Here is a 19,419-nt window from a genome sequence, read left to right as displayed (position 1 = left end):
AAGGGATTCTCACTTAAATCGAGAATTGTTTAGGGTGACGAATGATCAAAAGGAGGATGTTTATGGCAACATCAAAGGAATTACCGAAGCGGGAAGAAGTACCCGTAGAAAAGACATGGGACTTAGAAGCGATCTTTAAAACGGATGAGGAATGGTATAAAGCACTGGAGGAAGCGAAGGGCATGCTTCCTGATATAGAAGCTTATCAAGGAAAGGTCGGAGAATCGGCTGAGCAATTGTATAACCTTTTTGTTCGGCAGGACGAGATATCCAACAAGATTGGCTTGCTCTACACGTATGCACACATGAGAAAAGACCAAGATACGACGAATGCTTATTACCAGGAGATGAATGCGAAAGCGGAAAGTGTATTAACGAAAATCGCTTCCGGAATGAGCTTTATCGTTCCTGAGATTCTGTCACTGCCAGAAGGAAAAGTGCAGGAATTCTTGAATACCTATGAACCGTTGCAGCACTATAAGCACACCCTTGATGAAATAACGAGGCAACGGGCGCATGTGTTGAGTGAAAAGGAAGAGAAGCTGCTTGCTGGGTTCTCGGAAATCGGTTCAAATCCTTCCCAAACGTTCGGCGCACTAAACAATGCTGATTTGACGTTTCCTTCTATCAAAAATGAAGATGGAGAAGAAGTAGATCTAACCCACGGCCGATATGTCGGTTTCTTGAAATCAGATGATCGTGATGTAAGGAAGAATGCGTTTGACGCGATGTATGATACATTCGGTTCCTTCAAAAACACCTTTGCATCAACGCTGAGCGGTCATGTAAAGAAAAACAACTTCAATGCACAGGTGCGCAACTATGACCGTGCACGACAGGCTAAGTTGGATAATAATAATATTCCGGAATCCGTTTACGACAATTTAATCGAAGCGGTGAATGAGCGTCTGCCCCTTTTACATCGATACGCAGAGCTTAGAAAAGAAGTGCTGGGGCTGGATGAAGTGCATATGTACGACCTTTATACGCCTCTTGTGAAAGACGCAGAGATGGAAGTTCCTTACGAGGAGGCGAAAGACCTTGTTCTGAAGGGACTTGAGCCGCTTGGAGAGGAATATGTAGGAATCGTCAATAAAGGCTTTGAAGACCGCTGGATTGACGTAGAAGAGAACAAAGGAAAAAGAAGTGGGGCTTATTCGTCTGGTCACTACGGGACGAACCCTTATATCCTGATGAACTGGCAGGACAATGTGAATAATCTATTCACACTGGCCCATGAACTAGGCCATTCTCTCCACAGCTATTACACGCATGAGAATCAGCCATACCGTTATGGGAACTATTCGATATTTGTGGCGGAGGTTGCTTCTACATGTAATGAAGCGTTGCTGAACGATCATATGCTCAAGCAGACCAATAGTGAAAAAGAGAAGATGTATCTATTGAACAATTTCTTAGAGGGATTCCGTGGAACGGTCTTCCGTCAGACGATGTTTGCGGAGTTTGAGCATCAGATTCATATTCAGGCGCAGGAGGGCGAGGCGCTTACAGCTGAGAAGCTGACAGAGATTTATTATGACCTCAATAAGAAGTACTTTGGCGACAACATCAAAGTAGATGAGAAGATCGGGCTCGAGTGGGCGCGTATCCCTCACTTCTATATGGGGTACTATGTGTATCAGTATGCGACAGGATATGCTGCAGCTACTACACTCGCCGATCAGATTCTATCGGAGGGAGAACCTGCTGTTGAGCGCTACAAGAGCTTCCTGAAGGCCGGAAGCAGTGACTATCCGATCGAAGTACTGAAGCAGGCGGGTGTAGACATGACGTCCAAGCAGCCGATTCTTGCAGCCCTTGATGTATTCGAGGAAAAATTGAATGAGTTCGAACAACTCTTGAAGTAATCAAATCAGCCCGTGCCGAACCAGGCACGGGCTATTTAGTGAAGCCTTTGAATGTTTTCTTATAAAACAAGGAAGCGATAACGTAATAAATCGAAATGAATAAGAGTGGCGAGGTAACATATAAGGGGAAGAGATCCATAAGAGCAAATAAATGAAATAAACAAATGATAAGCACAAGTGCGACGCCTGTCAGCACGTTGATCAATTTCATAAAAAAAAACCTCCTCGATTCAAAATATGATGAGGAAGCTTTTTTTAATACAGAAAAAGCCCCTTGCATAAGGGACTTTCAGTTGGTGTATTCCCAGAAGGTTCCGTGTTTGACGGGTACTTCTCTCGCTTGCTGCTGCAGAACGAGCTTCTTCATTTCTCTTTTCGCTTCTTGTTCGGTCCAATCGTACACGACGGCGATTTCCTTATTCGCAACGAAGCGATAGTGCTGGAGAAATGTCTTGAGATCCGGTTTAATCGCAGGCTTCGGATCCTTCTGGAGCATTTCTTTCATGACTTTAACGTAAACGTCGTAAGAGTAAAGCCCGGTTATTTTAAGACCGGCATCTTCTTCGGACTCATTAAAGAGCACGATGGTCGGTGTGGATTCGACTTCCATTTCCTGAGTTAGTTTCAAGTCGTTCTGTAGCGCCTTTCGAGCTGCGTCAGAGTAAAGGTCACGCTCGAATTCATGAACATCTAAGCGGCTCTTGCTGGCACATTCCATCAATACTTCTTCATCGGAAATGTTCTGCTTCTCAAGGAAAACGTACTCCTGCACCTTGCGAAGGAATCGCATACCTGCTTTCTTCCCTTGAAGCTCTGCCGCTTTCACGGCCAGAGAGGTCGCGAGTGGTGAAGAGACCGGATTTTCAATCCAGACATCGCCGTCACAGCACATTCCAGTCTGCGAAGCGGTTTTATCCCATACTTTTTTCAGCTTTTCCGGCTTATTCAGTTGATTTTGTTGTAAGGCGGAAAGTTTGCCGCTTATGATGGGACGAATGGTGAAGAAGCGTCCATATTCGATGGTGAGTTTTTTTAAGAAAGGCTCAAGTGACCAGCATTCCGGACATAGAGGATCGATGAACACGTAAATCTCTATAGGTCGTTTCAGTAAATTAAAAAAACCGCTCGCTGTGCCTTGTGTCTCTTTCTCTTTTTCGCTGCTAAGGCTTTTCCAACTCACATCGATTCTCCTTTCTCATCCTCAGGTGTATTCATCATATGATTGGCGGTCATGGTTAGACGCTCGAACATGAACGTTCGATGCGGTTCTTCTATTTCGACTTCCGACATCGCTCCTGACATACAAGAAAGCCAGGCATCGCGTCTTGTCGGCGTAATTTCAAAAGGTAAGTGTCTTGCACGCAGCATGGGGTGTCCGTGCTCTTCTACATAGAGAGGAGGACCTCCGAAGAACTGGGTCAGAAATTGTTTTTGTTTACGAATGGTTTCTGTAAAGTCATCCGGAAATATAGGGATAAGATCCGGATGGTTTTGTACTCTTTTGTAGAAGGCTTCCACAAGTTGATCGATTTTATCTTTACCAATGGCTTCGTAAATGGAGCCTGGTCGATGTTGCATAGTATCCCTTCCTGTCTTTCTAATTATCCATTGTAGCAATGGGTTTCGTGAACTACAACTATTCTGATTGGAGCTTAGCCTGGTAGAAGCGTTTGATTTTATTATCTGTTTTACGTTCAGGAATATCGCATGCTGTCATAATTTCCTGAATGACTGATAGCCCCTGGTCTTTGGAAGAAGCTTCGACTTCTAGTTCGTAGTCCTCCTGGTCGTAATAGAGGCTGTGATCGAGAACGATGGTCGCGCCTTTGTACTCCAACTCTTTTCTTCTCGTCGTGAGTGAACCTAAATAGACAAGGTCTGAAGTATTCACGCCGAGGTCAGTGAGCTGTTTCGTCGTTTCGGGTTTTTCCACCATCCGATTTTGAATCCATAAGTTCGCTTCCTGATCGGTTAGAGCATCATGCGTTTCCAGTAAACCCTCTGGATGAGGCTGCTTCAAGGTCAGCGTCCATTGATTGCTCTTTTTTCTGATTCTAAGTGCCGCTCCTTGTTGCTTTAAGGACATGTCATCCGTTTCAAAATAATAATTGGTTTGATCGATGAGTTCAACTGATTTGAATGGTAAAAAATGATAAAGTTTATGATATTCCTCTTCGGTGAGTAGGTTTTTAAATTCAATTTCGATTTCTTGTGCCATTTTGACGTGTGCCTCCTTCTATCATTTCTGTCAGTCGTTAACTTTATGATACAATGAATCCAGAAGAAAACGCACATATAAACTATTATGAGTTCAATACATAAAGGTGGGCGGCAATATGAATTGGGATATTTTTTTAGCACCTTATGCTCAGGCTGTAGATGAACTTAAAGTAAAATTAAGAGGCATGCGCCGTCAGTTTGAATATGAGTCAGACCAATCTCCTATAGAATTTGTAACAGGTCGTGTAAAACCGAAGACCAGTATAATCGAAAAAGCAAGACGCAAAGGGATTAACCCTGAAAGCATAGAAAAGGAACTGCAGGACATTGCAGGAATCCGGGTCGTCTGTCAGTTTGTAGATGATATTTACGCTGTTGTGGATATGATGAGAAACAGGCACGACTTCGACATCGTGGAGGAAAAGGACTACGTTTCATGGAAGAAAGACAGTGGTTACCGCTCCTATCATGTCATCATCAACTATCCTGTCGAGACGATACACGGGGAGAAGATCCTTCTTGCAGAAATTCAAATCCGTACGCTGGCTATGAATTTCTGGGCTACGAATGAACACTCTTTAAATTATAAATATGCGGGTAAAATACCTACAGAGATCAAAGCAAGGTTGAAGAGAGCAGGAGAAGCGGCCTTTCAGCTGGATGAAGAAATGTCAAAGATCAAAAGTGAGATTCAGGAAGCTCAAAAAGCGTTCCTGCGCAAAGAAGAGCAGAAAAAAGACTCGAAAAAGTAGAGGAGTGAACACCGTCATGAAATTCTCCATTTTATCTAAAGGAGATCAGAAGTCGAATGAAATCCGGTCAAGAATTAAAGAATATTTAACAGAGTTCGACTTGGAATACAGTGAGGAAGAACCGGACTTAGCTATTTCCGTAGGTGGGGATGGAACACTCCTTGAAGCGTTTCATACGTACATCCACCGCTTGGACAAGACGGCTTTCATCGGTGTACATACGGGACACCTCGGCTTCTATGCCGATTGGATGCCGGAGGAACTGGAGAAGCTGATCATTGAAATCGCGAGGACCCCTTTCCAAGTCGTCGAGTACCCGCTCCTTGAGGTCATCATTAAACCGAAGAATAGCGAAGAAGAGGATCGGTACCTTGCCCTGAACGAGTGCACGATCAAAACGTCGGAAGGTTCTGTCGTCCTTGATATTGAAATCAAAGGAGATCACTTTGAAACGTTCCGTGGTGACGGGCTTTGTGTTTCGACCCCGTCGGGCAGTACAGCTTACAATAAGGCGCTGGGCGGTGCCATTCTTCACCCTTCCTTAGAGGCCATTCAAGTCACCGAGATGGCTTCCATTAATAACCGGGTGTTCAGGACGATCGGTTCTCCCCTTATTCTGCCAAGCCACCATACGAGTGTTTTCAAGCCGTTAAATGACCGCAGCTTCCTGTTTACCATCGATCACCTCTCGCGGACATACAAGGATGTTGAATCCATTCAATGCCGTGTAGCGGATGAACGTGTGCGATTTGCACGCTTCCGACCGTTCCCGTTCTGGAAGCGCGTCCATGATTCCTTTGTTTCGGATGAACATTCCGGATGAATGCTTCAGTAGAAAAAAGCTGGCGGATTCCTGCTGTATGTGATGGGCAGTCAATCCGTCATTTTTTACTTCAACGTGGTCAGTTCTCGAGGCAGTTATTAAAGAAGATCCGCAAAGAAGGGGTCGCATTACTGAACGGAAAACCAACGGAGCTGTGGCGGAACATGGAAGAAGGAGATGAGCTTGTCATCCTCTTTCCGGAAGAAGATCGAGGAGCAAGCATGAGAGTAGAGCCCGGCCCGCTTGAAATCGTTTTTGAGGATGAGGACTTGATTGTTTTGAACAAACCGTCCGGGATTGCGGTCATTCCATCCATTGATAAAAGCGAGCCTTCGATTGCGAATCGTCTTCTCGCCTATTATGACGAGAAGGGGCTAGGGGTGACCGTCCATATTGTCACGAGGCTTGATAAATATACATCCGGCTTGATGGTCATTGCCAAACACGCATACAGCCACATGCTGCTCACGAAAAAAGAGAAATTAATCTCTAGGTACTATGAGGCGCTCGTTGAAGGCCAATTAGATAAAACAAGCGGAGAGATCGACCGGCCTATCGGAAGGCTTGAGGGTTCGATCATCCGAAGAACGGTGACAGGCGAAGGAAAGCCTTCGATTACGAGATACACTGTGACCGAAGAGATGGGAAGCTTTAGTCGGGTAAGGTTCGAATTGCTGACGGGGCGGACACATCAGATTCGTGTCCATATGTCATCGATTGGACACCCGCTTGCAGGTGATACACTTTATGGGGCGTCCGAGGTCGAAGGCTTTAAAGGACAGGCGCTGCATTGTAGACATCTTACATTCCGACATCCATGGACCAAGGAGTGGATTGAACTAGAATCACCTCCTCCCGTTAAATGGAGGGAAATCCTAAATTAAAGGAGCGCGAAACGGGGAATCCGTTCACACGCTCCTTTTAATCAATATCTGAATTTCTCTTCTATATAGGGCATAGAGGAAGGGACTGAAACGGTACATTCTTCTGGTAGCCTGAAAGCAGTCAGCGAACCACCGAAAACGCAGCCTGTATCGATGTTCACGGTCTTGTTGACGAAGCGGGGCTCTTTTGTCGGGGTATGACCGTATATAATCCATTTGTCCCCGTTATAGTGCTGGGCCCAGTCGCGCCTTACAGGACGGCCGTCTGGAAGCTTTTCGCCTGTTATATCTCCGTAAAGCACAAAGGTCTTAACCCGCTTGTTTCGCTTACCAAAATCCTCTTCCTTAATTCCAGCATGTGCAATGACGGCATTTGCTTCAGGGATGATGTGATAGAGGGGGGACAACTCGATCAGCTCAATGAACTGCTGTTTGACCGTTTCCTGCTCAGTCGGAGAAAGACTTCGGTATTCGGCTGTCGTCGTTTCAAGACCGTGCGTTTCCTGAACCGGATTTCCTTTAAAGAAGCGATAGAGCTTATCGCAATGGTTCCCTGGAACGTAGAATCCTGCTTTCTCTTGAATAACAAGGCGATGTACAAATTGAATGGCTTCAACAGATTTTGGCCCACGGTCTGTAATATCCCCGACAAAAGCAGGCAGACGCCCACCAGGATGGACAGGGGTTCCGTCTCTCCATTCATATCCGAGTTGCTCAAAGAGTTGATACAGTTCATCAACACAACCGTGAACATCCCCTATAATGTCTATTTTCATTTGATCCTCTCCTATCTGAAAAAACAATACTACTTCCATTTTTCCACTACTGTACGGCTTTATTCTCAAGCATTAGTGTAGCGTAATTGTCGCCACTCTGTCATAGATTGAAATAGTTTTGTGAAAATGATTCTACATTCGTTGACAAACCTTGCGTTCGCGATTAAGATTAAACGGTCAAAAACGATACTTAGGTCAAAGGAGGAGTGCGGATGGAACATTTAGATGACCAGGAGCGCCAAGAGGTTTGGAGTAATGTGAAGCATGCATTGGATTACGATCATATCGATCAGTTCCGTGCTGAATTCCTAGAGCTCCATCCTTATGATCAAGCTAAGATTTTCTCGGATTTAGAGGTAGATGTAAGAATGCAGATCTACACCTATTTATCCCCGGAAGAAATTGCGGATGTTATGGAACACATAGATTATGAGGAAATCGAACCCTTCTTCACTGAAATGGATCCAAGATTTGCCGCACAAGTCTTTGCCGATATGTCTACAGATGATGCGGTAGATATATTGAATGAGCTGGAGAAAGAAAAAGTCGCCAGCTTCCTTACTATGATGGAAAATGAGGCCGCACAGGAAATTAAAGATCTGCTTCATTATGAAGAGAAAACGGCCGGTTCCATCATGACAACCGAATTTGTCGTCGTAAATGCAACGATGACGATTCGTGAGGCAATGGTGCATTTAAGAAGAGAAGCACCTGATGCCGAGACCATTTACTACACCTATGTAATCGATGAAGATAAAAAGTTGGCCGGGGTTATTTCATTACGCGACCTTATCGTCTCAGAAGAGGAATGGTTAATCTCTGATGTCATGAATGAACGGGTCGTTTCCGTCTCTGTTGGAGAAGATCAGGAAGAGGTAGCTCGTATGGTTCGAGACTATGATTTCCTCGCACTTCCTGTAGTCGACTTCCAGAACCATCTGCTTGGAATCATCACGGTCGATGATATTATGGATGTTATGGACGAAGAGGCGAACGAAGACTATTCGAAGCTTGCCGCTGTATCGAACGTAGACAGTCCGGATGAGAATGCCTTTGATTCTGCAAAGAAAAGGCTCCCGTGGCTTGTTATACTGCTGTTTCTAGGAAGTTTAACGGCAAGCTTAATAGGACGCTTCGAATCTACCTTGAGTGTCTATCCGATCCTTGCTGTATTTATTCCCTTAATTGCAGGGATGGCTGGTAATACAGGAACTCAAGCATTAGCTGTTGCCGTTCGTGGAATTGCAACAGGTGAAATTGATAAACAGGGGAAAGCTAAGATGATGGTCCGCGAAGCTGGAACAGGTCTCATCACGGGTGTTTCCTGTGGTGTGATCATTACGCTTATTGTTTATTTCTGGCAGGGCAATCTGTTTCTAGGTATGCTGGTCGGTCTGTCGATTTTATTAACCTTGATTGTTGCCACATTAGCTGGCTCACTCGTACCTTTGATCATGCACCGCTTTAATATTGACCCAGCGGTCGCATCCGGTCCCTTCATCACGACAATCAATGACATCATCTCCATTCTTATTTATTTCGGAATGGCGACTGCATTTATGAACTTACTCATTTAATGGAAGGAGGGCGAGTACATGGAACATGGTGCATCAGTTACATCGCTAGTCATTGTAATTATCGCAGCATTCATTACTCCCATTTTGTTACACCGTTTCAAATTGAACATCATTCCCGTCGTCGTAGCCGAAATTATCGTCGGGTTAATTATAGGTCAAAGTGGATTTGATCTCGTTGAGCAAGGAAGTTGGCTTGAGATCTTATCTACGCTTGGTTTCATTTTCCTTATGTTCTTGAGTGGTCTTGAGATTGACTTCTCCATTTTTGCCACTCAAAAGAAAAAAGCTAAGCCGGAAAATAAAGGCACCGGGGCGCCAAACCCGATTATGGTAGCTTCCATTGTATTTGTAGGTATTTTCATTCTGTCTCTAGGTTTATCCTATCTGTTTGTATGGGCAGGCTTCATTGATAATGCCTTCTTGATGACGTTGATCATTTCAACGATTTCACTCGGGGTTGTCGTGCCTACTCTGAAAGATGCTCAAATGATGAAAACGACGATTGGGCAGACGATTCTGTTAATCGCCGTCATCGCAGATTTGGTTACGATGATTCTCTTAGCTGTCTTCGTATCGATTTACGGAGAGAATGGCGGAAATACGTGGCTGCTGCTCCTTCTATTCGCTGCCGGAGTGCTTCTATATTTCGTCGGGAAGAAGTTCAGACACCAATCCTTTATTGAAACGATGACGAAAGGGACCATTCAGATTGATACACGAGCTGTATTCACGCTGATCTTGTTACTCGTAGCCCTTTCTGAAAGCGTTGGTGCCGAGAACATCCTTGGTGCCTTCCTAGCGGGTACGCTTGTTTCACTGCTTTCACCGAACCCTGAAATGGTCAAGCGACTGGACAGCTTCGGCTATGGGTTCCTGATCCCGATTTTCTTCGTGATGGTCGGGGTGGAAATTAATATTTGGAATCTGTTTACCGATCCGAAGGTATTGATTCTTATTCCATTGCTATTCATTGCCCTTCTGGCTTCTAAGGTACTACCAGCCTTGATTTTGAGAAAATGGTACGACATGAAGACTGTGCTCGGGTCCGGGTTTATCCTGACGTCCACACTGTCTCTTGTCATTGCCGCCGCTGCAATTGGGCGCAGAGAGGGAATGATTGATGAGCAGATGGAAGGGGCGCTTATTTTGGTCGCCGTTCTGACTTGTCTCGTGGCCCCTGTCCTGTTCAAGAAGATTTACGGACGGTTCGAAGAAGAAGACCATAAGACGGTGGTATCCTTCGTCGGTTCAAACCGAATGACGCTGCCTGTCGTCCGTGAACTGGATATTCAAGCGTTCGAGACGCATTTATATCACACGAAAGTGGATAAAGTAGATGAAAAAATCACGAACTCCTGCTTTGATATCAAGGAGCTTGACGGCTACGATGTAGAAGCGATGAAAGAATATGGTGTATTCGATGTCGACCTACTCGTAGCTTCCACAGGTGATGAGGAGCGGAACGTTGAAATCGCACGATTCGCTAAAGAAGAGGGTGTCGACCGAGTTATTGCAAGGGTCGAAACGCCTCACTTGGCCCAAGAACTGCGTGACCTGAAAGTCAGCGTATTCTCTGTCTTCTTGTCATCTAAGACATTGCTGAAGGCGATGATTGAAGCCCCTGGTGTTGTCGATATCATGACCAAGCAGGACAGTGCGCTTTACCAAATTAACATGAACAATTCGGATTACAGCGGCATTCACCTGCGCGAGTTCCCGTTCACAGGTGATGTCATCATGGTTCGTATTTTCCGCGGGAAGGATTCGATTGTACCTCACGGGGATACAGAACTGCATGTAGGAGACCGGCTTATTGTTACGGGTTCACCTGAATATGTAGATGAATTGAAGCATGAATTAGAATACTGTGATTAAAGAGAATCCTGTAAACCGTGCGATGCATTCGAAATAGATGCGTCGTACGGTTTTTTTATTCCTGGCCGTACGTATCGTCTCTGGGGGATTACTCAAACTTGTTTTTGCGCACCATAAAATTCAGGGGTTGGGGAGTTCAATCAAGGGTACGGTGTAAGAGAGAGGCATGGACTTGCTTAAACCGTTATGATTCGTTTAAAATAGGAGCAGGTACTAATAACAAATACTAATCATTGAAAATACCTCAAGGAGGATGAATCATGAATTTTTCGCTAGAAGGTCGCACGTATGTCGTTATGGGAGTAGCGAACAAACGTAGTATTGCCTGGGGAATAGCCCGTTCTTTACATGAAGCAGGAGCAAAGTTAATCTTCACAGTAGCATCTGAGCGTTTCGAAAAGTCAGTACGTGATTTAGCAGACACGCTTGAAGGTGGAGAAGAGCCGCTTGTTTATGAATGCGATGTCACCAATGATGAAGCCATCATTGAAACATTCGAAAACATCCAGAAAGACGTAGGTGTCATTCACGGCTTGGCACACTGTATTGCTTTTGCCAATCGTGACGAGCTGAAAGACGAGTTCCTGAACACAAGTCGTGACGGCTTCCTGACAGCTCACAACATCAGCTCTTATTCTCTGACAGCTGTTGCTCGTGCTGCGCAGCCACTTATGACAGAGGGCGGAAGTATTCTGACGCTTACGTACCTCGGTGGTGAACAGGTCGTGAAGAATTACAATGTGATGGGCGTTGCCAAAGCGAGTCTTGATGCAAGCATGAAGTACTTGGCTAATGATTTAGGGAAACATAACATCCGTGTGAATGCGATCTCTGCTGGCCCGATCCGCACGCTTTCCGCTAAAGGTGTAGGAGACTTCAACCAAATCCTATCGGTCATTGAAGAACGCGCGCCTCTTCGCCGTGCTGTCACCCAGGAAGAAGTCGGAGATACGGCTTACTACTTGATGAGTGATCTTTCCCGTGGCGTGACAGGCGAAATCATTCACGTTGATTCAGGGTTCAATATTGTAGCTTATTAAGCAGATGATATCGAAAAGAGTCCCCTCTCCATATGAAATGGACGAGGGGATTTTTTTATGAACGCCACCACTCTAATAAACGCTTCCAAATAGGCTCCTGCTTATTCAGATGAACCGACAGGCCAGCGAACCTGACAACTTCCTGCAAGGGAAGAGCCGCTCTCATTTTATCCGTCTTGATGACAGCAAGTTGATGATCAAAAGGACCGGTGTATTCTCCAAGCCACGCATACAAATGTGATAGTGTGGTTTCCTTAGATATGATCAACGGGGTTCGATGGTCGTTCGAATAAGAGAAGCTTGGCATCATTAAAGAGGACGATACTTCTGGAGGCGGGAACGATGGCTTTGCAAAATAGTATCCCTGCATCATCTCAACCCCCATGGAAAGAAGCTGAGAAAACTCTTCCTCTGTTTCGACTCCCTCCACGATCAGAGAGGACCCCATTTTCAATGTAATCTGCTGTAAGGCCTCCAGCATGTATTGTTTTTCACTAGAGCGTTGAATCTCCGTCACAAGTGATCGGTCGACTTTCAGATAATCGGGTTTAATCTCTGAAATGGTTTGTAACGAAGAATAACCGGCCCCTACGTCGTCAATGGCTACGGTGAAGCCCTGTTCTCTGTAGTGATTCAATAATTCTCGGAAACTCGTTAAATCCGTGATGGCGGATTGTTCTGTAATTTCAAATACGATCTGCTGAGGCGACAAAGCGGTATCTTTAATAACAGAGTGGGTGAAGCCGGGAGTATAGGCCTGATCATGGATGACATTAGGGGATACGTTCACCCAAAGTTTCTGGTGAGGGTTGAGGTAATCTGCAATCGACTCAATCGCTAATTCTCTGGTATGTTTCTCAAGCTGGAACAATTGATTCAGTTCATCTGCCAATTGAAAAAGCTCGATTGGATTTGATATATTCGAACTTTTTGGAAACCTTGTGAGCGCTTCATAGCCTTGTACCGTTTTGGAAGTGGTATGAACGATGGGTTGAAAGTGCATAAAGAGCTCCTCGTTATTCATCCATTGGCGGAATTCTCTTTCAGCTTGTTCTCTGATGCCTTTCGATTCTAATGCAACGGACATGATAACACTCCTATTCATAATCTGACTTAACCCTATCAATGAAAGATGAAGAGCAGGCGTGGAACGGGTAAAAAATATGTAAAGATTCGTCGAAAAGACTGAAAGGTGAACATGGTGCAGAACTTGGGCATATATATGAAATGATGACCTTACTAAAAAGGAGAGATTCACCATGGCTGACAAAAAGCGTTTGGCGAAGCAACCTATGCTTTATATTGCTCAACCCAATTTCAAGCCGGCAGAAGTGCCTATGCAGACCAGTTTCCGTTCTCAGCGTGCGAATAAGTCGTCTTCGTCTTCTAATGCTGCAGAATCCACTTCGCTTTATGAGAAAGAACTCAGAATAAGAAATCAAAATGCTTCAACGGCTCCGGAACAGAAGAAGGAGCCTGAGGTTGAAGAGAAGAAGGAAGAGAAACAAGAGCCGGTAGCTGAGCAACCTAAGAAGAGAATGAGTTCAAGTGAGAAGAAGAAGCGATTCGGAGAGCTTACGCTTGAAGGAAAGGTTGAATACTTCTTACAACTCTCCCCGCACATGCCGAAAATGAAGTGTGAAGTGATCGGGAAAGAGGATTCGTACAAAGGGTATATCCTGGATTATACTGATGGGATTGTCCAGATGAAAACATTCCAGAGACCCTTCCAACAGGATGTCCCGTTCAAGGATATAGAAGACATTCGTCTACTAGGCTTTTAAGTAAACACTGAAAAAACCGTGTCCTTCATTAGGCACGGTTGTTTTGTTGCAAAAAAAAAGAGGAACCCTCTCGTGAAGGATTCCTCTTACATGTCTTATAAAGGATTAAAGAGCAGCTGTTGCTGGAAGGCATGTCACGTGACAGAAGCAGTTCAAATCTACAGTGATGCAGATTCCTGAAGTGCGAAGGTTTCTACAGTCTTGATCAGCTGGAGATTTAGGGTCAAAAGATCCGTGATGATGACCGTATGATTCGTCAGATGATTCATCTGCTCCTCCAACTCTTCCGTGGTGGTGATCGTCTGCAAATAGAAGTTCTACTACAGCACATCCGTCGTCGTCAACGGACTTAACGCGGAAGAAGAAGCTTCCTTTAACGTCGCAACGGGAGTCGCTCTTTTTAGAACCGAATCCTTTGAATGGTTTACAGTCTTTACAATAAAGAATAACTGGAACGGTGTCGAAGTTAGACCCTCCAGTGTCCCCCAGTAGGTCCGCGATGGACTGTTCACAGCTTGTTGAACACTCATGAAGCACGTCGTTCTGAGCATCAACGATGTCTTTCAGGATATCGATTACGCATGATCCTGTATCAAAATTCTTACCACAACTCATTTATATTTCCCCTCTCTTTACGAATTGACGTAGTGTCTTTACTACAATATGAATCTCGCCCCCGTAGGTGTGGGCATTCGTCTCTTTTCAAACAATCCGAATCAAATTCTTGTGATTTGGGCGATTGACCATACCACAGCAGGGCAAATTCCATAGATTATCAATGACTTCCCTTAAGGAGCTGAATAGTATGTCTGAGAAAAAGAAGGTCATTCGTGTGAAAGACCTTGTCATTGAAGCGGAGAATGTCTTTATCGAGCCAGTGAACGATCGTCACCACAAGGATCATCGTCGTGATGAGCGTGTTGATCCATTCTTCGGTCGCAGAGGCCAGCAAAATGAAGAAAGCAGTTCTAAAGAGCGTTCAGACGATGAGTCTTCAGGACGTAAAGGATTCTGGTTCTAATTTTTTACAAAAGCCACTACATCTACTGTAGTGGCTTTTTCATGATTTCTGAGAGGAGGATGAAGATGCTGGAAGTAAACTGGATTCACCTTTTCATTTTGAGCCTTGCTGCCTTTCGACTAACGCGTCTCATTGTCGATGACCTGATTATGGAGTGGCTGAGAAAGCCGTTTACAGTCATTCGGGTGGAAAAGAATGAAAATGGTGAAAAGGAAGAATGGATCGAACCGACAGGGTTTATTGGAGAAGGGTTGACGTGCCAATGGTGTGTAGGGGTTTGGTCTTCTTTACTCATCATCGTTTTCTATACGTTTGTCCCTTACGGCGTGTTTCTCGTATTGTTGCTGGCTGTCGCTGGCCTGCAGTCTATTTTGTACAACTGGAGTGAACGACATTGAGTGAGAAAGAGAAGTCGATTTTTGAGATTCTAGGAGAAATACAGTCGGAAAGTACACAGTGGGGAGGGATTATTAAGAAGCCGGAGAAAAAGTTTAATCAATGGGAGAGGGACTTGCAGGCGTGGGAGAAGCGTATGAATGGGAGAATGAACAAGATGGATACATTCTTAACGAAGCAGATGAGGAAGATGGAGGACTTCTTTGAATGATGAGACATTCGGGAGGAATAGGCGATGAGCATTCTGGGTAAACAGATAGCATAGGAGGGATGACGTCATGGGTTATATTGCACCGATCAACCATTATCAGTATAGAGACTATCACGAACGAACTGTAAAATCTGAACCATCTCCTTATACGTTGGAGCGGGTATTCAAAGCGACGCTCGACAGCAAACTCGAAGAAAAGCATGGACAGCCACGTGAACAGGATCGATTGGATTATCAGGATGCGAGAAAACGACTATTGTACGCACCTCCAAGCATCCACGTCACACATACGTTATCTGAGTCACAAACAAGAGCGAAGGAAGAAATTTATTCCGATCTAACAGGAAAAGGGAAGAACTTCAGCGAAACAGTATAAAAAGCGCTAAAGGAGTCTTTCCATGTTTAAGCATATTCAAAACGGTTGTTATTACTATGAAGGTTCAGTGAATATTGGTTACGTGAAGTCCGGTAACGAAGGGATATTGATTGATGCCGGTATTGATCGTTCTTCCATAAAAAAGGTGCTCAAAGAGCTCAAAAAACATGAGCTTCCTTTGACGCACCTTTTTATTACGCATGCACATGCAGATCATTATGGCGGAGCTGCCTATCTTCAACAGCAACATGAGGTTTACACATTTGCTCCAATGTTCGAAGAGTCCATTCTTCGTAATCCAACATTAGAGCCCTTGTACTTGTTTGGCGGCAACGACCCCCTTCCGGAATTACAAAACAAATTCCTTCAGGGCCCTTCGATGAGAATAGATGAAGTCCTTACAGAAGGGACGCACTCATTTGGAGGGCTGACCTTTGATACATACAAACTGCCTGGTCACAGCTATCATCAGTTAGCGCTCAAAATCGATGGTGTACTTTATGCAGCCGACAGTTATTTCGGAACTGAAACGCTCAAAAAGCATAAAATCCCTTATTTGACGGACGCTCTTCAAGCATTACATAGCCTGCACAAACTTCAAGCCATTGAGTGTGAAGGAGCCGTTCCAGGACACGGCCCCTTTGAAATCGACCCCTCTGTCACTATACAAGAAAATATAAAATGCCACCGAAATGTGCTCGAAAAAATGTACTTCGAAATATCCAATCACAGAGAAGGCATGTCCCACGAGCAGCTTGTAGCCTGGGCGTGTGAAACCTTTGAAGTGCAGGCAGGCAATCTCCCGCAGTTTTTGTTGTATAAAACAGCAGTGACCGGGTACCTTCTCGGATTGATCAAAGAAGAGCGGGTTGACTCTTTCGTACAGAATTATCGATGGATGTTAAAAGCCCATACAGAATAGGTCTGAACTTCCTTCTTTAAATTCAGCATATAGCACGTCCTTCGGGCTCTTGAAGTGTTGGGCCTGTAGTTGCTTTTGAAGCCACTCCTCATTCAGGTTGGCTTCCTCAAGGTTATCCCATAACACTTCGCCGTCGCTTATGATCGCCATAGGGAGCGGGACAGGCTGCTCCTGGATATCCAAGTCTGCTTTTGTAGATGTTTGCTGGGGGAAGGACTTCAGTACAGATATCGTTCCATCGGTTTCTAAAACAGCAAACTCCACCTCCTGCATGGAAAAAACGTCTTTAGACCTGAGAAGGTGTTGGAGTTGATTGATATCAAGGTTGCTCTTTTTTAAAGCTACTCGGTCAATTTGGCCTTTGCGGATAATCAACGAAGGTCGACCTTCGAGAAGAGACCTCGTTCCTTTGAATTTTTCCGTTATGACTTCTGTGGTATAAATGAGAACTCCCCAGAGCAAAATGGCAAAAGCAATTTTAGGGATGCCGATTTCATCATCGTAAAGCGCATTTCCGACAAGCTCCCCCAAGACCAATGCGGAAATGAAGTCAAAGGCTGTAATTTGAGTAATTTGGGTTTTTCCTAATACTTTCGTAAGGATAAATAATGCGAGAAATCCGAAGAGTGTTTCAAACGTTATTTGAAGGTATTCCACTATTGATCACAACCCTTGCAATTCGTCTACTGTTCATTGTGGGCAAGGGCGGACAAATCTAAACATATAAAAAAACTTAGAGCAGAGGCTCTAAGTTTTTTAATGGGATAGACTTTTAATCATCGTGACATGTGGGATGCCGGCGTCCATGAATTCATCAGAAATTGTTTCATAGCCCAGTGATCGATAGAACGCCTCGGCGTGGGTCTGGGCGTTTAATTTCGCCTGGTTCAAACCTTGATCCAGAATGAAGCTTTCCATACCAAGGATGATTCGTTTTCCGTATTGTTTTCCTCTGTGATTCTTTAGCACACAGATCCGCTCGAGCTTGCCGTAACCGTCGAATTCTCTCATTCTTCCAGCTGCGACAGGGGTATTATCTTCATAACCTACGAAGTGAACGGCAGAATCGTCATGCTCATCCAACTCCAGCTCTTCCGGAACCTGCTGCTCGTCAACAAAAACGACACGCCTGATGGAGAACGCGTCGTTTTTTTGTTCTTCTGTTTTGACCTTCTCGATTCTCATTGTGATTACTCTCCACCTAAGCGGAACGTTTCATAAACACTCCATGCTCCGTTCTCAAGCTGATATAACAGCTGGAAACGGTCGACGTCATCCTGTAAATCAAACTTCAGCATGCTTAGGCTGCCAAATACGTCAGAGAACTCTTCATCCGAAAGTTTCTGAGCAATCGTAATGTGAGGAACGAAGGCAAAATCTTTCTCCCCGGGAAGTGTTTCGGAATGAAGCTTGTCGTTCAGCTCAAATATCTCATCAGACGGCTCGACCTTCAAGTAGATCGTATTCGTCACAGGGGAGAACGAGCTTACCTTATAGACACCGAAAGAGAAAGGAGCGGTTTCATTCGCAATCTTTCTTAGCTCAGGAATGATTTTCGTCTCAATCTCATTCTCATCCGCTTCAAACGCTTCTTTCATTGTAATGTGTGGTGGAATCAACGCATAGTGAGGATCATACCGTTTTCGATAAGAGTTTGCTTCATCTTGTACTTTTTTTGATGGAAAAATAGCTATACCATAGTTCATGGTTACCCCTCCTGCTTCATGTATGTGTTATTTGCCGAAAATCGTAAGTAAAGCCCGTTTGAAATCCTTCTGCCAGGTTCCCCATGTATGATCACCTTCCAGCTCATAGTAGGTGTATCCAAGGGACTGGTCAGTTAAGAATTCATGCAGATCACGGTTCGGTTGTAAGAAGTTCTTTCGTGCGCCGTCGGTCGTTTCAACATCAGATTCTTCGGTACCAATCGTATGGTAAACCGTAAGCTGTGAGAAATCGTTTACAGACTCGACGACTTCCAATACGTGTTCGTCAACATAAGGACTCTGCATAATCACATTGCCGAACGTGTTCGGAAATTTCACCGATGTCATCAATGCAAGCGTACCAGCGAGAGAATCCCCAACAAGCGTACGACCGCTTCCTGTGCAGTACCCTGGAAGCTCTTCGTCTAGAAAAGGAACCACCTCACGGATCAGGAAATTGACATAATCCCCCTGTTGTTTACCGTTTGGATGATACTTATCCTGCCTGTCATACTTATCTCTATAGTGGATTCCGATGAAAATGGTGTTCTCAATTTCCTCATCTCCGTGCAGTTGATCACTTAACGTAGCTGCACGCCCCATCTGGAAATAATCATTTCCATCCTGCATGATGCAGAAGTGATACTTGTATAATGGAGAGAAGTTTTCGGGAGTGTACACTTTGAGCGTCATTTCCTCGTTTAAATAGTCACTGTTTATCGTATATTCCTTCATTGAACCTTTTCTACCCATCATCCGTCACCTCCTGATCGTGAGGGAAGTTCTAATCTCAATTTCCCACCGATTTTTCACGTTTAAACGTACCATTTATATTTTATCATAGAATTGTGCCAAAAGTGGAACAGATCAAATGGAAGCTCGCATTCTGAACCGTTCAACATTTTTTAAATAAAAATCCGAGAATCATATTGACTTCGCTTTGAATACATTGTATATTATTACTTGTCAGCAAAACAAGCCGACAAAAAACAACACGATTCCGTAGCTCAGCTGGGAGAGCGCCACCTTGACAGGGTGGAGGTCGTTGGTTCGAGCCCAATCGGAATCATCATACAAAGTGCCGGAATGGCGCGGTTTCTCATCCACGGAGAGGCCGCGTCATTTCTCTTTTTTATGCACTTGTTGACATCTTCACTTTCTCCTAGAATAGCTTTACGTTTCCAGAGA

Annotated in this window: 24 protein-coding genes and 1 tRNA gene; 14 read left to right on the top strand and 11 right to left on the bottom strand. The window is 44.6% G+C overall.

What is annotated here, in order from left to right; translation table 11 throughout:
- Positions 1–62: 62 nt before the first annotated feature.
- Positions 63–1,868, top strand: a complete 1,806-nt coding sequence (gene pepF / locus LCM20_RS03110; protein ID WP_225193961.1) for an oligoendopeptidase F — start codon at positions 63–65, stop codon at positions 1,866–1,868.
- 31 nt (positions 1,869–1,899) lie between these two features.
- Here pepF and LCM20_RS03105 read toward each other — a convergent pair whose 3' ends face one another.
- The 4 genes from LCM20_RS03105 to LCM20_RS03090 form a co-directional block, all read right to left on the bottom strand.
- On the bottom strand, positions 1,900–2,079 hold the full coding sequence (locus tag LCM20_RS03105; protein WP_225193960.1) for a hypothetical protein: 180 nt from the start codon (positions 2,077–2,079) through the stop codon (positions 1,900–1,902).
- Between the two features lie 78 nt (positions 2,080–2,157).
- The gene (locus LCM20_RS03100; protein WP_318247292.1) at positions 2,158–3,048 is read right to left on the bottom strand and encodes a ClpXP adapter SpxH family protein; all 891 of its coding nucleotides are present in this window, start codon (positions 3,046–3,048) and stop codon (positions 2,158–2,160) included.
- Positions 3,045–3,446 carry a globin gene (locus LCM20_RS03095; RefSeq protein WP_225193959.1) on the bottom strand — a complete coding sequence of 134 codons (402 nt, stop codon included), beginning with the start codon at positions 3,444–3,446 and terminating at the stop codon, positions 3,045–3,047. The genes LCM20_RS03100 and LCM20_RS03095 overlap by 4 nt, the downstream gene beginning before the upstream one ends.
- A 58-nt stretch (positions 3,447–3,504) precedes the next feature.
- Entirely contained in the window at positions 3,505–4,086 is a 582-nt protein-coding gene (locus tag LCM20_RS03090) for a CYTH domain-containing protein (protein WP_225193958.1), read from the bottom strand.
- Positions 4,087–4,204: 118 nt separating this feature from the next.
- Between LCM20_RS03090 and LCM20_RS03085 the strand changes: the two genes are divergently transcribed.
- The 3 genes from LCM20_RS03085 to LCM20_RS03075 are packed head-to-tail and all read left to right on the top strand — an operon-like array spanning position 4,205 to position 6,547.
- Complete coding sequence (locus LCM20_RS03085) at positions 4,205–4,840, top strand: GTP pyrophosphokinase family protein (RefSeq protein WP_225193957.1); 636 nt, start codon at positions 4,205–4,207, stop codon at positions 4,838–4,840.
- Positions 4,749–5,663 (top strand): NAD kinase, encoded by a 915-nt coding sequence (locus LCM20_RS03080; protein WP_225193956.1) that lies wholly within the window; start codon positions 4,749–4,751, stop codon positions 5,661–5,663. The genes LCM20_RS03085 and LCM20_RS03080 overlap by 92 nt, the downstream gene beginning before the upstream one ends.
- Positions 5,660–6,547 (top strand): RluA family pseudouridine synthase, encoded by an 888-nt coding sequence (locus tag LCM20_RS03075; RefSeq protein WP_225193955.1) that lies wholly within the window; start codon positions 5,660–5,662, stop codon positions 6,545–6,547. Before LCM20_RS03080 ends, LCM20_RS03075 begins: the two co-directional genes overlap by 4 nt.
- Before the next feature lie 41 nt (positions 6,548–6,588).
- Here the strand turns inward: LCM20_RS03075 and prpE are convergent, their stop codons facing one another.
- Complete coding sequence (gene prpE / locus LCM20_RS03070; protein ID WP_225193954.1) at positions 6,589–7,323, bottom strand: bis(5'-nucleosyl)-tetraphosphatase PrpE; 735 nt, start codon at positions 7,321–7,323, stop codon at positions 6,589–6,591.
- A gap of 212 nt (positions 7,324–7,535) precedes the next feature.
- Here prpE and mgtE point away from each other — a divergent pair, with 212 nt between their 5' ends.
- The 3 genes from mgtE (at position 7,536) to fabI (ending at position 11,815) form a co-directional block, all read left to right on the top strand.
- The gene (gene mgtE, locus LCM20_RS03065) at positions 7,536–8,900 is read left to right on the top strand and encodes a magnesium transporter (RefSeq protein ID WP_225193953.1); all 1,365 of its coding nucleotides are present in this window, start codon (positions 7,536–7,538) and stop codon (positions 8,898–8,900) included.
- An 18-nt stretch (positions 8,901–8,918) separates the two neighbouring features.
- Positions 8,919–10,775: a monovalent cation:proton antiporter family protein gene (locus LCM20_RS03060; RefSeq protein WP_225193952.1), complete on the top strand. Its 1,857-nt coding sequence runs from the start codon at positions 8,919–8,921 to the stop codon at positions 10,773–10,775.
- 260 nt (positions 10,776–11,035) lie between these two features.
- On the top strand, positions 11,036–11,815 hold the full coding sequence (fabI, locus tag LCM20_RS03055; RefSeq protein ID WP_225193951.1) for an enoyl-ACP reductase FabI: 780 nt from the start codon (positions 11,036–11,038) through the stop codon (positions 11,813–11,815).
- 55 nt (positions 11,816–11,870) lie between these two features.
- Here the strand turns inward: fabI and LCM20_RS03050 are convergent, their stop codons facing one another.
- Positions 11,871–12,902 (bottom strand): EAL domain-containing protein, encoded by a 1,032-nt coding sequence (locus LCM20_RS03050; RefSeq protein ID WP_225193950.1) that lies wholly within the window; start codon positions 12,900–12,902, stop codon positions 11,871–11,873.
- A 172-nt stretch (positions 12,903–13,074) separates the two neighbouring features.
- On the opposite strand from LCM20_RS03050, the gene LCM20_RS03045 reads away from it, so the two are divergent.
- Positions 13,075–13,599 (top strand): CotO family spore coat protein, encoded by a 525-nt coding sequence (locus LCM20_RS03045; RefSeq protein ID WP_225193949.1) that lies wholly within the window; start codon positions 13,075–13,077, stop codon positions 13,597–13,599.
- Positions 13,600–13,704: 105 nt separating this feature from the next.
- On the opposite strand, the gene LCM20_RS03040 is transcribed toward LCM20_RS03045, so the two are convergent.
- Complete coding sequence (locus LCM20_RS03040; RefSeq protein ID WP_225193948.1) at positions 13,705–14,214, bottom strand: CotY/CotZ family spore coat protein; 510 nt, start codon at positions 14,212–14,214, stop codon at positions 13,705–13,707.
- 190 nt (positions 14,215–14,404) lie between these two features.
- Here LCM20_RS03040 and LCM20_RS03035 point away from each other — a divergent pair, with 190 nt between their 5' ends.
- The 5 genes from LCM20_RS03035 (at position 14,405) to LCM20_RS03015 (ending at position 16,525) form a co-directional block, all read left to right on the top strand.
- Entirely contained in the window at positions 14,405–14,620 is a 216-nt protein-coding gene (locus tag LCM20_RS03035; RefSeq protein WP_225193947.1) for a hypothetical protein, read from the top strand.
- Between the two features lie 65 nt (positions 14,621–14,685).
- Entirely contained in the window at positions 14,686–15,018 is a 333-nt protein-coding gene (locus LCM20_RS03030) for a DUF1360 domain-containing protein (protein ID WP_225193946.1), read from the top strand.
- Complete coding sequence (locus tag LCM20_RS03025; RefSeq protein ID WP_225193945.1) at positions 15,015–15,227, top strand: hypothetical protein; 213 nt, start codon at positions 15,015–15,017, stop codon at positions 15,225–15,227. The genes LCM20_RS03030 and LCM20_RS03025 overlap by 4 nt, the downstream gene beginning before the upstream one ends.
- Before the next feature lie 67 nt (positions 15,228–15,294).
- Positions 15,295–15,603, top strand: a complete 309-nt coding sequence (locus LCM20_RS03020) for a hypothetical protein (RefSeq protein WP_225193944.1) — start codon at positions 15,295–15,297, stop codon at positions 15,601–15,603.
- 22 nt (positions 15,604–15,625) lie between these two features.
- Entirely contained in the window at positions 15,626–16,525 is a 900-nt protein-coding gene (locus LCM20_RS03015; protein WP_225193943.1) for an MBL fold metallo-hydrolase, read from the top strand.
- On the opposite strand, the gene LCM20_RS03010 is transcribed toward LCM20_RS03015, so the two are convergent.
- The 4 genes from LCM20_RS03010 to LCM20_RS02995 form a co-directional block, all read right to left on the bottom strand.
- The gene (locus LCM20_RS03010) at positions 16,505–17,182 is read right to left on the bottom strand and encodes a DUF421 domain-containing protein (protein ID WP_225193942.1); all 678 of its coding nucleotides are present in this window, start codon (positions 17,180–17,182) and stop codon (positions 16,505–16,507) included. The genes LCM20_RS03015 and LCM20_RS03010 overlap by 21 nt on opposite strands.
- Before the next feature lie 99 nt (positions 17,183–17,281).
- On the bottom strand, positions 17,282–17,710 hold the full coding sequence (locus tag LCM20_RS03005; RefSeq protein WP_225193941.1) for a GNAT family N-acetyltransferase: 429 nt from the start codon (positions 17,708–17,710) through the stop codon (positions 17,282–17,284).
- A gap of 5 nt (positions 17,711–17,715) precedes the next feature.
- Complete coding sequence (locus tag LCM20_RS03000; protein WP_225193940.1) at positions 17,716–18,231, bottom strand: YjcG family protein; 516 nt, start codon at positions 18,229–18,231, stop codon at positions 17,716–17,718.
- Between the two features lie 27 nt (positions 18,232–18,258).
- Complete coding sequence (locus LCM20_RS02995; RefSeq protein WP_225193939.1) at positions 18,259–18,984, bottom strand: alpha/beta hydrolase; 726 nt, start codon at positions 18,982–18,984, stop codon at positions 18,259–18,261.
- A 243-nt stretch (positions 18,985–19,227) separates the two neighbouring features.
- Here LCM20_RS02995 and LCM20_RS02990 point away from each other — a divergent pair.
- Positions 19,228–19,300: transfer RNA gene (locus tag LCM20_RS02990), tRNA-Val, on the top strand.
- The last annotated feature ends 119 nt before the right edge of the window (positions 19,301–19,419 follow it).

Source organism: Halobacillus litoralis (genome assembly GCF_020171725.1).
GTDB lineage: Bacteria > Bacillota > Bacilli > Bacillales > Halobacillaceae > Halobacillus > Halobacillus litoralis_F.
This window is presented reverse-complemented; position numbering and strand designations above follow the sequence as displayed.

Coding starts and splice junctions, on each gene's coding strand:
- pepF (WP_225193961.1), top strand. CDS start 63: ATGGCAACATCAAAGGAATTACCGAAGCGGGAAGAAGTACCCGTAGAA.
- LCM20_RS03105 (WP_225193960.1), bottom strand. CDS start 2,079: ATGAAATTGATCAACGTGCTGACAGGCGTCGCACTTGTGCTTATCATT.
- LCM20_RS03095 (WP_225193959.1), bottom strand. CDS start 3,446: ATGCAACATCGACCAGGCTCCATTTACGAAGCCATTGGTAAAGATAAA.
- LCM20_RS03090 (WP_225193958.1), bottom strand. CDS start 4,086: ATGGCACAAGAAATCGAAATTGAATTTAAAAACCTACTCACCGAAGAG.
- LCM20_RS03085 (WP_225193957.1), top strand. CDS start 4,205: ATGAATTGGGATATTTTTTTAGCACCTTATGCTCAGGCTGTAGATGAA.
- LCM20_RS03080 (WP_225193956.1), top strand. CDS start 4,749: ATGAAGAAATGTCAAAGATCAAAAGTGAGATTCAGGAAGCTCAAAAAG.
- LCM20_RS03075 (WP_225193955.1), top strand. CDS start 5,660: ATGAATGCTTCAGTAGAAAAAAGCTGGCGGATTCCTGCTGTATGTGAT.
- prpE (WP_225193954.1), bottom strand. CDS start 7,323: ATGAAAATAGACATTATAGGGGATGTTCACGGTTGTGTTGATGAACTG.
- mgtE (WP_225193953.1), top strand. CDS start 7,536: ATGGAACATTTAGATGACCAGGAGCGCCAAGAGGTTTGGAGTAATGTG.
- LCM20_RS03060 (WP_225193952.1), top strand. CDS start 8,919: ATGGAACATGGTGCATCAGTTACATCGCTAGTCATTGTAATTATCGCA.
- fabI (WP_225193951.1), top strand. CDS start 11,036: ATGAATTTTTCGCTAGAAGGTCGCACGTATGTCGTTATGGGAGTAGCG.
- LCM20_RS03050 (WP_225193950.1), bottom strand. CDS start 12,902: ATGTCCGTTGCATTAGAATCGAAAGGCATCAGAGAACAAGCTGAAAGA.
- LCM20_RS03045 (WP_225193949.1), top strand. CDS start 13,075: ATGGCTGACAAAAAGCGTTTGGCGAAGCAACCTATGCTTTATATTGCT.
- LCM20_RS03040 (WP_225193948.1), bottom strand. CDS start 14,214: ATGAGTTGTGGTAAGAATTTTGATACAGGATCATGCGTAATCGATATC.
- LCM20_RS03035 (WP_225193947.1), top strand. CDS start 14,405: ATGTCTGAGAAAAAGAAGGTCATTCGTGTGAAAGACCTTGTCATTGAA.
- LCM20_RS03030 (WP_225193946.1), top strand. CDS start 14,686: ATGCTGGAAGTAAACTGGATTCACCTTTTCATTTTGAGCCTTGCTGCC.
- LCM20_RS03020 (WP_225193944.1), top strand. CDS start 15,295: ATGGGTTATATTGCACCGATCAACCATTATCAGTATAGAGACTATCAC.
- LCM20_RS03015 (WP_225193943.1), top strand. CDS start 15,626: ATGTTTAAGCATATTCAAAACGGTTGTTATTACTATGAAGGTTCAGTG.
- LCM20_RS03005 (WP_225193941.1), bottom strand. CDS start 17,710: ATGAGAATCGAGAAGGTCAAAACAGAAGAACAAAAAAACGACGCGTTC.
- LCM20_RS03000 (WP_225193940.1), bottom strand. CDS start 18,231: ATGAACTATGGTATAGCTATTTTTCCATCAAAAAAAGTACAAGATGAA.
- LCM20_RS02995 (WP_225193939.1), bottom strand. CDS start 18,984: ATGGGTAGAAAAGGTTCAATGAAGGAATATACGATAAACAGTGACTAT.